Source organism: Marinilabilia salmonicolor JCM 21150 (assembly GCF_000259075.1).
Classification (GTDB): Bacteria; Bacteroidota; Bacteroidia; order Bacteroidales; family Marinilabiliaceae; genus Marinilabilia; species Marinilabilia salmonicolor.
Genome location: NZ_AJKI01000061.1, coordinates 18345 through 36354, shown reverse-complemented (window position 1 = coordinate 36354; position 18010 = coordinate 18345). Strand labels below are relative to the sequence as shown.

The 18010-nt window shown below is 44.9% G+C and carries 4 protein-coding genes; all 4 read right to left on the bottom strand.

Annotation, left to right across the window (positions count from 1 at the left end; translation table 11 throughout):
- Positions 1-34: 34 nt before the first annotated feature.
- The 4 genes from W7W_RS0120320 to W7W_RS0120300 all read right to left on the bottom strand — a co-directional run bounded on the left by W7W_RS0120320 (position 35) and on the right by W7W_RS0120300 (position 17951).
- Entirely contained in the window at positions 35-928 is an 894-nt protein-coding gene (locus W7W_RS0120320) for a PorP/SprF family type IX secretion system membrane protein (protein WP_010665458.1), read from the bottom strand.
- 39 nt (positions 929-967) lie between these two features.
- Positions 968-12127: an Ig-like domain-containing protein gene (locus tag W7W_RS0120315; RefSeq protein ID WP_010665457.1), complete on the bottom strand. Its 11160-nt coding sequence runs from the start codon at positions 12125-12127 to the stop codon at positions 968-970.
- A 536-nt stretch (positions 12128-12663) separates the two neighbouring features.
- Positions 12664-13389: a DUF434 domain-containing protein gene (locus W7W_RS0120305; RefSeq protein ID WP_010665456.1), complete on the bottom strand. Its 726-nt coding sequence runs from the start codon at positions 13387-13389 to the stop codon at positions 12664-12666.
- 182 nt (positions 13390-13571) lie between these two features.
- The gene (locus W7W_RS0120300; protein WP_029510699.1) at positions 13572-17951 is read right to left on the bottom strand and encodes a hybrid sensor histidine kinase/response regulator; all 4380 of its coding nucleotides are present in this window, start codon (positions 17949-17951) and stop codon (positions 13572-13574) included.
- Between the last annotated feature and the right edge of the window lie 59 nt (positions 17952-18010).

Sequence of the window (18010 nt, the reverse complement as noted above, 5' to 3'; positions counted from 1 at the left end):
AGCCTGAGGAGCTCTTATGATTATAGCCTTAATTTCACCACAGATTATCCAACCTGTACGCCACCATAAATTCATGAGAACCACTATTCACTCTCGATAATTTATTAAGTGTAAAGTCGAAGGCATAACCGGCTTTCAGAAATTCTGTAATTTGAATATTGAAAAACAGGCCGGCAGCATCTCCTATGCGATAATGAGCCCCCATATAATATTGATCCTGATAAAGAAATCTGGTAGTTATATCTGCAGATATGGGAGCTCCCGGGACTACTGTTATCAGGGCTGAGGGAAGAAACTGCCACTCATGGTCGATATTAAATTGATAGCCACCCATTAGGAATATTGGTGCATCATAGGAGGTATTACTCTCCCGGTATTCATCCTCCAGCTTTACCCGTATCATTCTGGGAGAAGAAATTCCCGCAAAATATTCATCCGTATAGAGGTAAAAACCAATTCCAAAAATAGGTGAAGTCCTGTTCAGGTCACTCTGGAAGTGATGATCGTTACTTTCGGTAAGTTCCAAATCGGAGATTGTTGCACTGAAATTGGTTATTCCGGCGTTGAGCCCCATCGATAAATGCATCCCCCGGGCAACCTTAATCTGATAGGCATAGGATGCTTTAAAGTGGGTGTTTCTGACCGGCCCAACCCTGTCTGTCATCAGACTCATACCGATGCCAAAATTCTGTTTTTGATACGGGGTATGGGCACCAAAACTGTAAGATGCCGGATATCCGTCAATTCCCACCCATTGATGACGCGTCAGGAGATTCATATTAAGTCCTTCTAGCGTACCTGCAATGGCGGGGTTAATCTCCAGCGGGTTGTTAATGTAATTGGTGTAAAGGGGCTCCTCCTGTGCCTTGGCAGTGAGTATACACAGGGAGAGCATTATGATTGAGAAACTTCTGTATAATGGTGTCATTTTTTGATTTTTTCCGAGTGATTTGGTCCCTTATCTTGCTTATTTCTTCAGGAAAACATTGCCTTTGTATTGCTTTCCGGTATCTACAATCTTTATTACGTAGAAATAGGTGCCTGTAGGGAGAGAACCGGATCCACCCAGTGACTTTCTTGTAGTTCCGTCCCAGTCGTTTTCGTAATGGTCATTTTTGTAGATGATGTTCCCAAAACGGTTGAATACATGGATGGTCACCCTGTCAAGCTCTTCCAGGCCTTCTATTTCAAAATGGTCGTTGATCCCATCTCCATCGGGAGAGAATCCTTCCGGAATCCTGAATGTAGTTGTCGGAACAAATTCCGGTTCTTCAATCCGGATAATAATCCAGGCACTGCTGCAATCGTTGCTGTTGTCTTCACTGCAAACCTGGTATGAGATGGAATCATTACCTACGAAATTAAACATGGGATCGTAGGTAAGGACGCCTGCACCTTTGAATCCGGCAATCCCGTTTTCCGGATGCTTCAGAATGGAGAACTGAACCTGTCCGTTGATGCCCAGATCGTTTTTCAAAGGTGAGATGTTCACTGTTTCATTCATCTCAAGGACAATGGTGTCGTTGACCGCTGTCAAACCGGGAAGAACTTCAACGGTAACTGTAGCCATATCCTGATCCCCATTGGCATCTACTATTGCATAACGGAAAGTTACCTGACCGATGTAATTTGTTTCAGGTGTAAAAGTTATGGTGTTGTCGCTTTCAACAATCGCTGAACCTCCTTCTGCTATTTGGCTTACACTTAGGGTTAAAGGAGAATCTTCGAGTCCCTGGTCGTTGTCCAAAACAGCAATGTTTACAGCAACATTTATTTGGGTTTCTGCGAAATCATCAGCTGCTATCGGCACATTGTTGATCTCTTCATCGCTGTCTTCAACAATATTAATCGCTACTTCGGCATCATCTGAATCTCCGTTGGCATCGGTAACAGTGTAACTGAAAGAATCACTACCGGAGAATTCATCGTTTGGTGTGTAGGTAACGGTGTTGTCACTTTCTACCACTACACTTCCGTTGGTCGGGTTTGTGCTGATAGTAACCACCACCGGAACATCTTCAAGTCCGGTATCGTTGCTCAACACATCAATTGAAATAGCCGTGTTCTCAGCGGTTGAAGCCTCATCGTCAGTTGCAACTGGTACAATGTTGGTGTCTTCAGTTACAGTCACCGAAACATCCGCTTCGTCCGCATCTCCGTTGGCATCGGTAACAGTATAGCTGAATGAATCACTACCGGAGAACTCATCGTTTGGTGTGTAGGTAACGGTATTGTCACTTTCTACCACCACGCTTCCGCTGGTCGGGTTTATGCTGATGGTTACTGTCACCGGTACCTCTTCAAGCCCGGTGTCGTTGCTTAGTACGTCGATTGAAACAGCCGTATTTTCTGTGGTTGAAGCTTCATCGTCGTTGGCAACAGGCACAATGTTGGTGTCCTCAGTTACAGTTACCGCAACATCCGCTTCGTCGGCATCTCCGTTGGCATCTGTAACGGTATAGGTGAATGAATCACTACCCGAGAATGCATCGTTTGGTGTGTAGGTGATAGTGTTGTCGCTTTCCACTACCACGCTTCCGTTGGTCGGGTTTGTACTGATGGTTACTATCACTGGTGCATCTGCCAATCCGGAATCATTGCTCAGCACATCAACTGAAACAGCCGTATTTTCAGTGGTTGAAGCCTCGTCGTCGGTTGCAACAGGGATGCCGCTAGCAGCCTGAGTAATGGTCAATGAAACTGTTGCTTCATCCGCGTCTCCGTTGGCATCGGTAACGGTGTAGTTGAAGGTATCATTACCGAAAAATTCGCTGTTCGGGGTGTAGGTGATGGTATTGTTATTTTCTACCACAACAGTTCCGTTGTCTGGTTGCTGATTAACACCCACTGATACCGGTGTGTCATCAAGACCAGTGTCATTGGCCAGTACATTAATATTTATCGAACTGTTCTCTTCAACAGTTGCCTCATCGTCGGTTGCAACAGGTACAACATTTTCGTCTTCTGTGACACTTACAGTTACCAGGGCCATATCCCAGTCCCCGTTTGCATCAGCCACAATATAAGAGAAGCTGATGTCTCCAACGAAGAAATATCCGGGTGTGAATGTTACCGTATGGTCGGCGTTTACCTGAACGCTACCGGATGCCGGGCTTGCCGGAATGGTAATACTTCCCATTCCGTCTTCCAGCCCGGTGTCGTTGGACAATACATCAATGGTAACGGGTGTATTCAGATAAGTGGTTGCCAGGTCATCATTGGCAATTGGCGAATGGTTTTCCACGTTTTCTTCAAGAACAGTTACTGTGATGTCTGCTGATGCACAATCACCGTCCAGGTCGCAAACCTGGTAACCAAAAGTTTCGGTGCCGCTGAAGCCTGCATCAGGCGTGTATGTGATGGTGAAATCTGCATTTACGTTAGCAGTGCCATTGACGGGTTGAGGCGATATGGTAATGCCTGCCACTCCATCTTCCAGACCGGTGTCGTTGGACAGGAGGTCGATGGTTACCGGTGTTTCAAATTCTGTAGCAACAGCCACATCATTGGCAACCGGGGTGGCATCGGGTGTTTCCACTACCTGGATATTGACCACGCCAAGGGCATAATCACCGTCCACATCTTCAATTTGGTAAATCAACAGGTCATTTCCTGTGAAATCTGCATCCGGAACGTAATGTGACGTCCGGTTGCTGTTTATGCTGATGGTTCCGTTGGCTGGTTGCGCAAAGATGCTGAAGTTTTGCAAACCGTCTTCCAGGCCGCTGTCGTTGCCCAATACGTCAATGTTTGCCGGGGTATTGGTGTAAGTTATCAGCTCGTCATCATTGGCTACCGGCTGGTGGTTTTCTTCTCTCACCTGGATGGTTACAGTTGCTTCATCGGTATCGCCTTCATTATCTGTGATGCGATAGCTGAAAGTGGTGGTTCCGGTGAAATCCTGTTCGGGAGAGAATATGATGCTGTTGGTTGGTGAAACCGATACTGTTCCACTGGTTGTTGATGCATCAGCAATGGTTACGGTTATCGGGGCATCATAGAGATTTTCATCATTACTAAGCACATCCACTTCCACCGGGGTGTTGATACTTGTACCTCTGCTGTCGTCGTTGGCCACAGGTGTCACATTGATGTGTGTAACTGTAAGATTGACCATTGCAGTTGCGGATTGATTGATGGAATTGGTGATTGCATATTCGAATGAAAATGCTCCATGGTACATCCTGTCCGGTGTATAAGTGATGGTGTTGTCTGGATTGACCGTTGCTTCCCCATGCCCGGGTTGCGAAACAATGGCAATGGTGGCACCATACTCCAGCCCTGAATCGTTGGAAAGGACCTCAATGTTAACCGGTGTTTCCTGATCGGTTGTAGCCGCATCATCCTGCGGGCGGGGGATGAAATCGTCAATGTTGGTGACAGAAACATCACTAATGTCAGTTTTGTAGTTTTCATCCTCGGTCAGTGCATTATCAAAAGAGGTGCTGATGTTGAAAGTTTCATCCCCATCCTGCTCTTCATCGTCCACACCTGTAATGGTAACAGTTGCAGGGACATCCCAGTTGGTGGTATTGAATGTAACAGTGGCTTCGTTGGTGGCCACATTTACAGTGCCTCGTCCTTCGGTGATCGCCGTAATCACTCCTTCGCTGGTGTCGTCCGAAGAGAGGTTGACGACCACATTTCCTTCAGGTTTAGTGTTCAGCGATATGTTGAAATCATCACTCTGACCGGCTTCGGTAATTTCCAGTCCGCCTGATGGACTAATCATGAACCCCGGCGTGTCATTATCCTGGTTTACAAAAATAACAGATTCGGGAGTTAGGCCGTTGTATATGCTTGTTCCACCAATGATGGGGGCAAACTCAATTTCATAGGTCTGAGTTCCGTCTGCGATATTGTCTGCCTGACCTGTGACTGTGACAGTAACTTGTTCCGACCAGTTGGTATCGTCAATCGTTACATAAACTTTGTTCTCGCCATCGAATGTTCCTCTGTTGTTGGACACCCGGGTGATTTTTCCTTCCGAGGTATCTGAAGAGGACATTTCTAGCAGAACCTGGTCAATGGGAGCGCTCTTGAGTGCCATGGAGAAGTGTGCTTCTCCACCACCTTCGGTTGTCGGTCCTGATGGTTCTGAGATATCGAAATCGGCGATGTCTTCATTCGCGATGGTGACCGATACGCTGGCTGGTGAATGATTCTTGTATTGAGAATCGTCGGTGTCTCCTTTTCCGGGAACCACTGTGAATGTCAGGTTGCCGTCATCAATGTCATTGTTGACCGGGGTGATGGTAACCTCTTTGGGCGTCTGCCAGTCATTTCCGTCTGTGGTAAAGGTTACAGAAGCCGGTGTAACAGTGGCACGTCCTTGTGTTTCTGCCGTGAAATTATAGGTGACCTCCGAGGTGGGACGACTCTTCAGGACAATGGTAAAGCTTTTGGCTTCCCCGTTTTCATCAAGTGTGATGTCCTGGGGTGTGACTGTCGTTCCGTAAGCATCGTTGTCCTGATTGGTAAGGGAAACGTCGGAAACAGAATGATTATTGTAATCCGTATCAGTGCTTTCTGCAGCTTGCGTAATGATGCTGTATGCCACATCCGAATCATCAATGTCGTCATCTTGTCCGGTAACCGTGATTTCAACCGCATTGTTCCATTCATTAGGCTGGAAAGTAATAGTGGCTGTATTGGCATCTGTATCGACAGTACCACGGGAAACAGCAGTAATGACTCCTTCGGTGATATCTGATGATGCAAGAGAAATGCTGACTGCCTCGGTGGGCTCACTGTTGAGCGATATTTCAAAGCTGGCTGTTCCTCCGGTCTCTGTGGTGTACAGTCCCGCGGTGGGAGTTACCGTTATGCCGGCATTGTCGTCATCAAGGTTGGTGGCGGGTAATTCCTGATTTTCGATGTTGTTATACTGTTCATCACCTGATGATACGGCATAAGAAATGGTGTATGAAATATCTCCATCCATGACTGCATCATCCTGTCCGGTTATGATTACCTCCTGATCAACATTCCAGTTGCCTGCCTCGAAAGTGAGCGTTTCCGGCGAGACGGTTCCTTCCGATTCATCAGAAGATTCAAAGGTGATGGTAACTGTCGATGTTGGTTCTGATTGTAATCTGATGAATAACTGGTCTGTAACATCAGGTTCTGAGGTCTCGAAAGCGGTTTTGGAGAGCACAATACCAGCATCGTCGTTGTCCATGTTGGTCAGATAAACATCATTGATGGACAAGTCGTTGTAGTTGTTGTCGCTGCTGCTGGTGGAAATGCTGGCCACATAATCCTGGTCTCCGTCATCCACATTGTCGTTGACTCCGGTAACTGTAATGGTTTTTGGTGTATTCCAGTCGGAAGACGAGAAACTTACACTTGAAGTGACTGTTCCTTCTCCGGTGTTGTCGGAAACAAAGTTGAAAAAAACCTGGTGGGTGGGCTGGCTTTCAAGAACCACAGTAAAAGTTGCTTGCCCGCCGTCTTCACTGGTTTCCAGTCTGTCGGATGCCGAGGTAACCGGTAAGAGGGTTACCCCGAAATTATCATCATCTTCATTGATCAGAGAAAGCGAGGTATTCAGGTTACTTTCGTAATTTGTATCACTGCTGCTGACTTCGATGTCAATCTGATAAATCTGATTTCCATCGTCAATAGCATCATCCTGACCGGTGATGGTAACTGTTTGCGGTGTATTCCAGTTGGATGCAGTGAATGTTAATGAGTTTCCGCTGGTTACGACTCCTTCGCTTGTTTGGTTGGATGAAGAGCCTATGGTCACATTTGATATCGGTTCTGAATCAAGCACCACGGTATATGTGGCTGTTCCTCCTGCCTCGGTGGTTCCAAACGGGGTGTTTTCCACAATGGTCAGACCTGCAGTGTCATCGTCTTCGTTGACTAAGGCTACAGATGTGTTGAAAGCAGAACCATAATTGCTGTCAGCGCTGCTTACTTCCACATCAATATTGTAATTCTGATTTCCATCATCAATGTCATCGTCCTGACCGGTGATGGTAACCGTTTGGGGTGTATCCCAGTTTGCCGGGGTAAAGGCAAGTGAATTGTTGGTCACCTGGCCCTCGGTGGAATTATCAGAAGTTGCCGTGATTCCCACATTTGACGTAGGTTGGGATTCGAGTACCACAGTAAAGGTGGCTGTTCCACCGGCTTCAGTGGTATTGCCTGAAACAACCGATGTGGTGACACCTGCTGAATGAACATCAGTAATGTTTACATTGATGTCATCTACAGTCATTCCATCGTAATTGGGTTCACTTCCTGATGCATTTGAGGTAGTGATGGTGTAGCTGTGGTCTCCGTCATCAATCTGGTCGTCGATGGCAGTGACTGTTACGGTTTTAGTGGCCCAGTCGGTGGGTGAAAAAGAAACACTGCCGGTTGAAATGGTTACCTCATTTTCATCGGAGGATGAAAGGGTGATGGTTACATCAGAGGTGGGTTGCGAATTCAGTGAAATGCTGAAAGTCTCGTTTTCTCCTTCATTTAGGTTGATGTTACGAGGAGAGACACTGATACCCGCTGTATTGTTATCAAGGTTGGTTACTTCAATGTCATCCGAGTTAATGCCATTAAACGGGGTGTAGCCGCTGCTCGATGTTCCTGACAATGTATAGGAAATATTTCCGTCAGCAATCTCATCATTAACACCCGTCAGGGTGACTGTCTGGTTGGTATTCCAGTTGCCGGGGGTGAAAGTCAGCGATGAGGTGCTCAGACTTCCTTCCGAGGCGTCCAGCCCGTTTAGGGTAACGGTAACATCGCTTTCCGGCTGAGCCGACAATCGGATGGTAAAGTTATCAGATGCTCCGTCCTCACTTGTTTGCAATGTGGTTTTGGAAACAATGATAGCTGCCACATCATTGTCTGTATTGGTGGCATTAATGGTAATATCACTTAAGGCCTGATAATTGGCATCTCCGCTGTTTACAGAGAGGGTAATAGTATAGTTCTGGTCTCCGTCAATGAGATGGTCATCCACGCCCGTAACAGTTATTTCCTGTGTGATATTCCAATCGGTCGGTGTAAAGGTTAGCTGTGAGGCAGAAATCGTGCTTTCGGCGGCTTCTGTATCGGAAGAGGCAATGTCAATGGTAACATCACTAACCGGTTCGGAATTTAAAACAACTGAGAAGGTCGCAGTGGTTTCATCTTCGGAGGTTTCGATGGAATTATCAGAAACGCTGATGCCTGCCTGGTCGTCATCCACATTGGTGGCATTAACAGCGGCTGAAAGACCGTTGTAATTGGCATCCGTGGCTGTTGTTGAAATATTAATGGAATATGTCTGGTCTCCATCCTCGATTTCATCATCCACTCCGTTGATGGTTACTGTTTTGGGTGTGTTCCAGTTGGTGTTGTTAAAGGTTAGTGTTTGAGATGTTGTGGGTAGCTGACCTTCACCTGGTTGGGTGGAAGAAATATTGACCGTGACCGTAGATTCGGGTTCACTGTTTAAGGAAACCTCAAAAGTAGCGGAAGGTTGTGTCTGGTCTTCATAAGTTGTTACGGCAGTTTCGCTGATGTTGAGTCCTGCGGTATCGTCATCTTCGTTATTGACGGTAATGCTGCTAATGGAAATGTCATCATAATCAGCATCTCCACTGAAAGCCGTTCCCTGAAGCATATAGGATTGCAGACCGTCGGCGATGTCATCGTCCACTCCTGTGACGGTGATGGTTTGAGGTACATTCCAGTCGGATGCATCGAAAATCAGTTCGTTGGCACTCATGCTTCCTTCAGAAGCGTCAAGTCCAGAAAACTCAATCCTGACTGCTGCTGATGGTATTGAAGTCAGCACGACTGTGAACCCAGAAGTAGTTCCGGTTTCAGAGGTGGTCAGTTCTGAGTGAGAGATGTTGATGCCGGCAACATCCACATTGGTATTGGTCACGCTCACATCCTCAGGATTCATGTCGCTGTAATAAGTATCATCGCTGATAGCCGGTTCCAGGATGATGGAATAATTGATGTCTCCATCCACCTCCCGGTCTCTGACAGGAGTTACCGTTACGGTCTGCGGAGTATCCCAGTTCCCTGCATCGAATATCAGTGTTTCGGGAGCTATGGTTCCTTCTGTTTCGTCATCAGAATAAAGATTGATGCTCACAGTATTGAGAGGGGCGGTGTGAAGCACAACAGAAAAAGTACTGGTTTCACCATCCTCTGCTGTGGTGAGCTCGGTGGGTGCAACCGTTATTCCGGGTTCGTTGACGTTAATGACTCCCGGATTGGTCAGCGGGACTTCACAGTTGATGTTGTCCACTGTCAGTTCGAAAGTGTTTTCGCCAATTTCCAGGTATTGGGCCGGAATGGTCATGGTGAGTTCTTCTCCGGTTGAGGTTGCTGAAGCAATTTCAGCTCCCTCGGAATAGGCCTTGTAAAGAAAACCGTTTTCTGTGCTGTTGATGACAAATTCACCGTCACGACCTGGGTCAACAGTTCCGGGAGTGATGGATAGGCCTGTTGACGGCATCACCACTACAGAGATGGCGAACGGAGCAGATTCCCACTGGCAACCATCTTTATTCACCCAAAGTGTGTAGTCGTTGCCGTCGTCGGCCAGAGCAGCCTCTTTGGAAAATGTACCGGTGTTTTGTGATTCGATGTCCGTTCCGTCTCTGCGCCACTGGTAGGTGGCATTTACTTCATCGGCCACCAGCGAAATTTCTTCCCCAACGCATACTTCCTGGTCACCCGTGAAATTGGTGTTGGGAGAGTAGGTGACATCAAAATCGCGGGTTGAGGTACAAGTGATGTCGTGTTCTTCGATGTATTTTTCGATGGAGAGAGACCATTCGCCATAATTTACATTACCTGAGGTTTGTGCTACAGTGCGGTCGCTCGATATTTCTGAACCATCGAATTGCCAGGAGTAGCTGTCAGCGCCAAATTCTTCTGCGGTGAGCTGAAGCGGGTCGTTCACGCAAAGAGAAGTGTCCCCCGAAAACTGCAGGCTGGGGGCGATGGTTACGGCAAACTCTTCGATGGTCTGACTAAGGCCGTCTTCTACCATCAGGTAAATGATGGCGTGGCCCGATTCGTAAGGAACAGGCTTGATGGTAACGGTTCGGTCGCTTCCGGTTCCCTCGATTTCTATGCCGTTGTGAGGTACCACAGACGGGTTGGCTGAGAATCCTGTGATGGTCAATTCATCAGGGGCTGTGTCGTCGTCGCCAACAGTAAAGTTTAATGGGTGAGTCTCGCTGTTGGTACAGAGGACCTGGTCGTCAATTTTGGTAATGGTAGGGGCTGAGTTGATGATGCAGTAAACGGCTTCATCGTTGTTGCTCCATAACGTGCCATCATAGGCTTCCCAGGTAAAAGAAGTTTTGCCAATCCAATCGGTGGGAGGGGTGTAGGTTAGATTTGTGAGATTTCCCCTCGTAACCTCCAGGGGTACAGAAATTGGGCTTCCATTGTAGTGAAGTTCTCCGATTTCAGGAAGAGAGGTAATGTTGATGGATTGAAACTGCGTGCCTGCAGGATGCGAGAATTTGGGGTCAAAATCTGAGGCTTCAAATACGAGGTCGTTGTTTTTGGGACCTTCTTTGTAAACGTCGCCCACCCAGGGAGCTTCTCCGTTGAGGCATTTGGTATCGCTTTGTGCCACTTCGAAAACGATGTCGCTGTACCCCAAATCTATGGCATTGAACCAGGTGTTGAGCGTGTTTACCTCACCGTTATGAGGAACGTTGACGTGATTATCTCCTTCATAAATCCAGGTTCTTGGAGTGTTTTGACCTATTTTGAGTTGTTTTTGACTAGTGGCATCCATTCTTCCGAGTCCTTCAATGTCTCCCCACTCCATAATCTGACTGTCATCCCAGTAGATGGTAGTGTTTAGACGATTAAATGGTCGGATGGATGAGGTCGTAATCCCATCCATTTGTTCCACATCGTACATGGGGAAATGGGCCGGGCCCCGTCCGAAGAAAGTTGCTGATGCGGAGTATTCTCCATCGGCGACTTCGGCTCCACCATCTGTTTTGAAATCCCACAGCACATAGTTGAGCCCTTTTTTCAGCTCCCGGTAGATGACCCGGTCGCTGCCTTCTGCAGAATATTCTCCGTCACCATCCAGATCCAGCATGATGGCGGTATAGCCTTCTATATTGGTTTCGATGCTGAAAAAAGTGATGTCTTCATGTGGGCAGGATTCATTGTTTTTTTCCAGAAGGATGGTTCCCCGTTCGATGTCGCTGTAGGCCGGATATCGGTTATACTGATAATCCATATAAAGCTGATCCTCGGCTTTTACCTGTACCGTAGGAGGTGCCAGCCGTGTGTTGGGCCACACGCTGCGGTCGGGATCATTTAGGAATACTTTATATTCTGCCAGGTCTTCCCCGCTTACCTGGTCGCCTTCCATACTTTGTACCCGTTTGATGTAGTTTTCCTCCGAATAGGGTGTAATCCCAAATCGGTTGGCCACAAAAACAAAGGAATAGGGATACATCCGGAAGTTAACCTTGTTGATAAACTCATCGGAAGTGAATACATAGAAGTCAGCGTTCACAGGGTATTGATCAAAACTGAGGTTGGTGAGCTGCCAGCCGTAAGACCATAGGCGACCGGCCGATTTATTGGGCTCACCGGGATTGGTGATAATGTTGTTGTCGCTGTCAGTGACGGTTACGTCAAAATATTCGAGAGAGAAACGGTAGTTCGCTGAGAATTCAATATAAAAATTACCGGTTGTGTTGGCTGTTATTGATAGTGGATTATAACCATTGGTAATAATGGTGCCGTTCAATCTTACCCCATTTGGACCGGTTACAGCTTCGTTATAATTATTGATATAGCCTGCCTGATTATAAGTTCTTAAGGGAGTTTCGTTGAAGATAACATTTCCATTGGGGGCTTTTATTCTGAAATCGGTATAATAAGGTGCCCAGAAGCTAGAACCTGCTTCATTCAGGTTCATCCCAAAGAACATCTTTTCCCCTTCATTCAAGAAGATGTTGATGCGCTCTTTTTCATCACAATTGTAAAGGCCGAAGTTATTACCATCAAACACATTAAACTCGATAAAAAGTCTGTCGTTGGAGTTCGGCATCAGTTGTTTGGTGCCTTCCTGGGCAAAGGTTGCAGAAAATGTTGTCAGGAAAATGATCAGGGGTAGAAGTTTCTTCATGGTATGTGGTCTTTTGGGGAATTGGTATCAAATTAGTGTCGGGATTCAGAGAATGGTGCTATAGCTTCGCTTCACTCACAAAAACAGAAACATTATGAGATGCAAATGCAACTTACCGGGGATAATAATGGGAATGTTAAAAATACGAGAGGTCTCTCTGTAATCGGAATGTTTTTGGGCCCTTTTCATAATATTGTCGTTTTAATTATAACTCTTCAGAGTATGACAATCCAATGCACTTACCGGTAAAATACCGGGGTGCGCATTTATGGCCCTTAAAAATTGTGAAAATCAGGAGTGATCAGGAAATAATCTTTTATGGAAGATGTGTTTTTCCAAAAATGTTCACTCTTATCTTTTGAACGCCAAATATAATTAATATGTTACCTGATTTGGAGGTTAATCTATCTGGTTTTCAGAAAAATATGGTGAATGCGTTGTATTTGTAGATAAACGAGGTTCTGAATTAGATTAAACAAATGTTTTTTAAAAAAATCTTAACTGGTGAGGTTTATGTTTTGGGATGTGTTTTTCAGCTATTTCCAGATGTCAATCATCCACTTGTCAGGAATCTTCTCTTCAATTATGTAAGCAGAAAGATTAAACCATTTTTTGCAGTGCAAGAGGATTTGAGAGTCTGATGAGATAACAATTCCATGGGCATGTGCAATTTTACTGTCAGTCTGGTCCTCAAGGGAGGTGCTCCAGTTAATGCCTGTTTTTTGGCCGATTTCAGCAACCAGTTTGGCAAGTCGTCCACTGTTGCTTACCGGCTTGTCGAAAACCCAAAAAACCTGCTCTGGTTGATAAATTATAAAAAAGTCAGCCACCAACTCAATGGCCTGTGGGGTTTCAGTGATTTTTCGATACGAGCCATGTAGCCCGGATATATCCCGGATTAGGGAATCTCTGCCTCTGAATAAAGGGGCTCTGCTAAGAGCAGCTTCCAGAATGATCAGCAGATTAAATCCATCTATTACAATAGTTTGGTGCTTGAGTGAGGTGGGCTTTTTAATTTCTTTTTGTTTGATAGGTTCCGCCAGACTTAGGGGTTGACAGCAGCGGTCAATGGCTTGTCTTTGTCTTTCCTGTAATTTGAATTTGTCACCTACTAATTTAAGGGCAGCTTTGGCTGAATAGTTCCGGTCGAGTAACCAACAGTAATCTGCCGCAGCCTTTTTCAGGATAATAACCTGTTCCGGTGAAAAAAGGAGGTGGTCCTTTGGTGCCGGGCCTCTGTGTTTTCGTTTGTCAGGAGACATATTGAAAGTGCATTTAATTTTCTGCAATTTAGTATCTAAAGTCCTTTAAAAAAAGCAAAAATGCAAAGACGCAAAGTTTATCCCGTCAATTGGCACAATTATTCACCCCCTATCCCTATGAGCAGAATATTTCGGTGATAACATTTTTTTTGCAAATACATAAAAAATCAGCAGCTCCTATGTTAACCTTCCTTATGCCTGCTTGGAGGATATCCAAACAGATTTTTAAACTGCTTACTGAAATACTTCACATCGTTGAAACCAATCCTGAATGAGACCTCAGAAACATTGTAGCCTTTTTCTAAAAGCTGAGCAGCAATTTTGAGTTTCATCTGGCGAACAAACTCCACCGGACTCATACCTGTAAGACCTTTCACTTTATTGTAGAATACTGTCCGGCTGACGCACATTTGTTCGGCCAGTTCTTCTATGGAGAATTCATTGGAATAATTGTCCTGAATAAACGTAACCAGTTGCTGCAGAAACTCTTCATCTTTGCTGGTCACTTTCAGTGTTTCAGGATCGATGGTTTTGTTATCCCTGAATTTTGCAATAATACGCTTACGTTGCTCAATGAGGTTTAGTGCCACCGTTTTGAGCAACTTTGTATTAAACGGTTTGGGCAGATATGCGTCGGCACCACACTGCAGACCTGAGATTTGATCTTCGATGTCTGTCTTGGCTGTGAGCATAATGATGGGTACGTGACTGGTGCTAAAGTCTTTTTTCAAACGTTCCGTAAGTTCCATGCCGTCAATTCCGGGCATCATTACGTCGGTTAAGATGAGGTCCGGATGAATTTTTCCGAGAATCTCCAGGGCTTCCTCTCCATTGAATGCTTTTGTTGTATTGAACCATGGTCTGAGGGCCTGATCGATGTAATCCAGTATTTCGGCATTGTCTTCTATTATAAGCACTCCGGGCTTGCCGGCCGTCGAGGGATTTTGAAGATTTTGGATATCAGGGACCTGCGGAGTGAAGGTGTCTTCTGTTACCGGGTGATGGTGAGATGTTTCTTCTTCAACAAAATCCACGTCACTCCTTCCCAGCAGATGTTGTTTGCCTATGGGAAGTGTAATGCTGAAGGTACTTCCGGCACCTTCGGTGGAATCTACCGATAGTTGTCCTCCATGCAGTCGGGTGATTTCGTAGGCCAGAGAGAGACCTATGCCGGTGCCTGACATTTCCTGATCGCTCAAGATGGTATAGCGAGAGAAAATATCCTGCAGGTTTTTTTCGGGAATGCCTTTGCCTTCGTCTGTGATGGAAAGAGTGAGCTCTTTTTGATTGGTCTGCCGGATGTTAAAAATTACCTTCTTCCCTTTTGAGGTGAATTTTATGGCATTGCTTAATATATTGTAGAGCACTACATCAATTTGGGTGGCATCGGCCCATATGTCTGCCTCTTCCTGGTCGGATTGAAAGATAAATTCAAGATCTTTGTGGTGAGCGATAGGACCAAAGCTGTCAAACACTTCGCGGGCGAACTTTATAATATCGAACCGACTTACTTTAAGACGCATTTTGTTGTTCTGGATTTTTCGGAAATCCAATAACTGATTAATGAGCTGAAGCATACGCTTCCCGTTTTTGTGCACAATCTGCAACTCTTTGTAGATTTCAGGAGATATCTGACGGGTTTTGCTTTTGATGTCTTCCAGCGGTCCCAGAATCAGGGTCAGTGGAGTTCGGATTTCATGCGAAATATTGGTAAAAAACTTCAGTTTGAGTTCATTAATCCTCTTTTCAACTGTAAGTTCGTTTCTGTAGCGGTTAATTTTGATAACAATTTTTCGGATTCCTGCCAGAAAGCCTATGAACAGGATGATGTAGCCGAGATAGGCCCAGTTGGTTTTGTACCATGGCGGTAAAATGGTAATTTTCAGTTCACGTGGTGCTTCAATCCACCCACCCATCCGATTGGTCGATTTAACTTTGAAAACATAATCACCCGGAGGAAGATTGGTGAAAGTGGCCTTGTTTTGGTTGCCGATCAGGTTCCAGTTGTTGTCAAAATTTTTCAGGAAGTAAGCATATTGAACAATGCCCGGATCCTGATAATCCAGTGCCGAAAATTCAATGCTGAAGCTCGATTGAAAGTGTTTCAGGTTGAGGTGATCGGTGTAAGTAATGGTTTTATTCAGAGGTGAGTTAGACTCAAGAGTTGATACATCTTTGTTAAACAGCTGAAAGTTGGTGAGTTCTATTTTAGGACTGTAGTTTTTTACGCTGATTTTATCACTGTCCAACGCTTCAATGCCTTTGTAACCTCCAAAGAGTAAAACACCGTTTTTACGCTTCAGACAGGTGTTCTCCATAAACATATTAAAACTCAGGCCGTTGTTAGCATTGAATGCCTCTATGGTTCCGGTGTTTTTATTGATGCGGTTTAATCCATTTTCGGTACTTACCCAGATGTGTCCCGGTTTTCCTTCCTGCATGGCCAGTACTACATCGTTGGCCAGTCCATTGTTGCTGTTGTAGTGCATAAACGATGCAACCGAATCTTTAATGTTTTCCAGCTTATTGAGTCCTCCTCCAAGAGTCCCGAACCATAAGTCTTTGTCGGAATCCTCAAAAATGTGTACCACGTCGTTGTAACTCAGACTTTGATCTTTGTCGGGTGTGTAAAAGAAACTCATGAACGGGCCCTTTTCATGTTGGTTACGCATATACAATCCAAAACCTGTGGCCACCCACATGCGTGCCGTGGAGTCAAAAACAATGTTTCGAACCATATTACTCCCCAGGCTGCTGTTTTGACTGTGTATATTCCGGAAATACCGGGATCCGTCAGATTTTGTTTTTACCTGACTTAATCCGTTGCCATAAGTGCCAATCCAGATTTCTTTTTCCTCATTTTCCACAATACAATAAACATTGTTGTGGGTAAGTGAGGTGGAGTCTTCCTGGTTGTGCTGATAATTGTAAAATCTGAGTCGTGCAGGGTCAGAATAATTATTTAGGGGCTTTTGGCTCACCAAAAGACCCTTTCCTTTGGTGCCCAGCCATAAGTAGCCATTGGAATCGGTAAGGATGGAGTATATATTGGCTCCTGACACCACCGTGTCATCGGTCATGAATTCATTGTAAACAGCCAGCTGATTGTAGAGGGAATCCATTACATGCAAACGACCTGCTTTGGATCCAACCCAAAGACGACCTGTTTCATCTTCATGTAATGCCCTGGTGACATTGTCTGATATTTCTTTGATCTCTTTCTGAGGCAGGATATGATTAAAGCCCGGTGTTCTGAGGATGACTCTCTCTATACCGCCTAAGTATTGTCCTGTACCCAGCCATAACTGTCCGGAGTTGTCATGGATAATGCTGGCAACAATGTTGGAATTAATGGAGTTTGGATTGTTGGGGTCGTTGAGATAAAAGCTGAACTGATCGTTGGGTCTGTTATACAGGGCTAATCCTCCTTCGTGCAATCCAATCCAGAAATTATTGTTATTGTCTTCAAAGAACACATGACGTTCGAGATCAGTGGAATTTTCTCTTGATGATGGTGAAAGGCGGTAATGCCGGGAGGATTTATCCAAAGGATTAAACCGGTCAACACCAAACGTTTCTGTGGTTATCCAGATTTGGTGGTGGTTATCTTCATAAATCCTATCCACATTTTTTCCGGCAATGTCAATTTTTCGCCATTTCTTCTGATTGGTGTCATATTGCATTATTCCGTTGTCCCTGAATCCGGCATAAATATCTCCCAATTCTGAAATAAATAATCTGGTCAGTTGGTTACTGATTAGATCAGAGGTGTTTTCCTGATTAACCTGAAGAAAAAGATTGTCATCCTTGTCCTTAAGTATAAGCCCATTGTCGTTTGTCCCCAGCCACACATGTTCATCAGTTTCACAAAAAGCAGTAAATGAGTAATCAACAAAAAAGTGCTGGAATGTAGGAGTGCCGGAATCAATATCCTTTTTTGCAACAAAATTGATTCCCCGGTGAGTCCCAATCCACAAATTGCCTTTGCTGTCTTTCTTTACAAACGAGACATCATTGTTGGATAATGCAAATTGCCCCCGGTTGAGAAAGTGTGTTACTTTGTATCGAAGCTGTTCATCATCTTTTTTCAGTCGGAAAACACCCTGGTATTTCAATCCCAGCCATATTTCATCATCGTTGTATTGTTCAAAATCAGTAATAATTAAATTATCATCCGAAACTTTTTCCAAATATCCCGGGAGAGTATGAATTTTCTCCAAAGCAGGATGAAAATAATGATAATATCCGTCGTGGGTCATAAACCAGATAAATCCCTGCTTGTCTTGCCAGATGTCTGTAACCCGGTTATTTATGAGCATTCCGGAGTCATCGTCATTTCCCTTAAACACTTTAAAAGTGTATCCATCGTAACGGTTAAGACCGTTGTTGGTACCAACCCAGATAAATCCATCTTTATCACAATACATTGCGGATACTGTGTTTTGAGACAACCCTTCCTGTGTACTGATGTGCTCAAAACGAAAAATTTCCTGTCCCAATAATACTGATGGAAATGATAAAGAGAAAATTAAAAAAGAAGTGATGAACCTGAGTGCCGGCATATTTTAATTCGAATAATAAATGGTTCCCTATGATATTTTTTCTGAAAGTTATATTGCAC

What these genes read in the sequence shown, in the direction of transcription:
- W7W_RS0120320 (WP_010665458.1), bottom strand. Translation starts at nt 928, where the DNA reads ATGACACCATTATACAGAAGTTTCTCAATCATAATGCTCTCCCTGTGT.
- W7W_RS0120315 (WP_010665457.1), bottom strand. Translation starts at nt 12,127, where the DNA reads ATGAAGAAACTTCTACCCCTGATCATTTTCCTGACAACATTTTCTGCA.
- W7W_RS0120305 (WP_010665456.1), bottom strand. Translation starts at nt 13,389, where the DNA reads ATGTCTCCTGACAAACGAAAACACAGAGGCCCGGCACCAAAGGACCAC.
- W7W_RS0120300 (WP_029510699.1), bottom strand. Translation starts at nt 17,951, where the DNA reads ATGCCGGCACTCAGGTTCATCACTTCTTTTTTAATTTTCTCTTTATCA.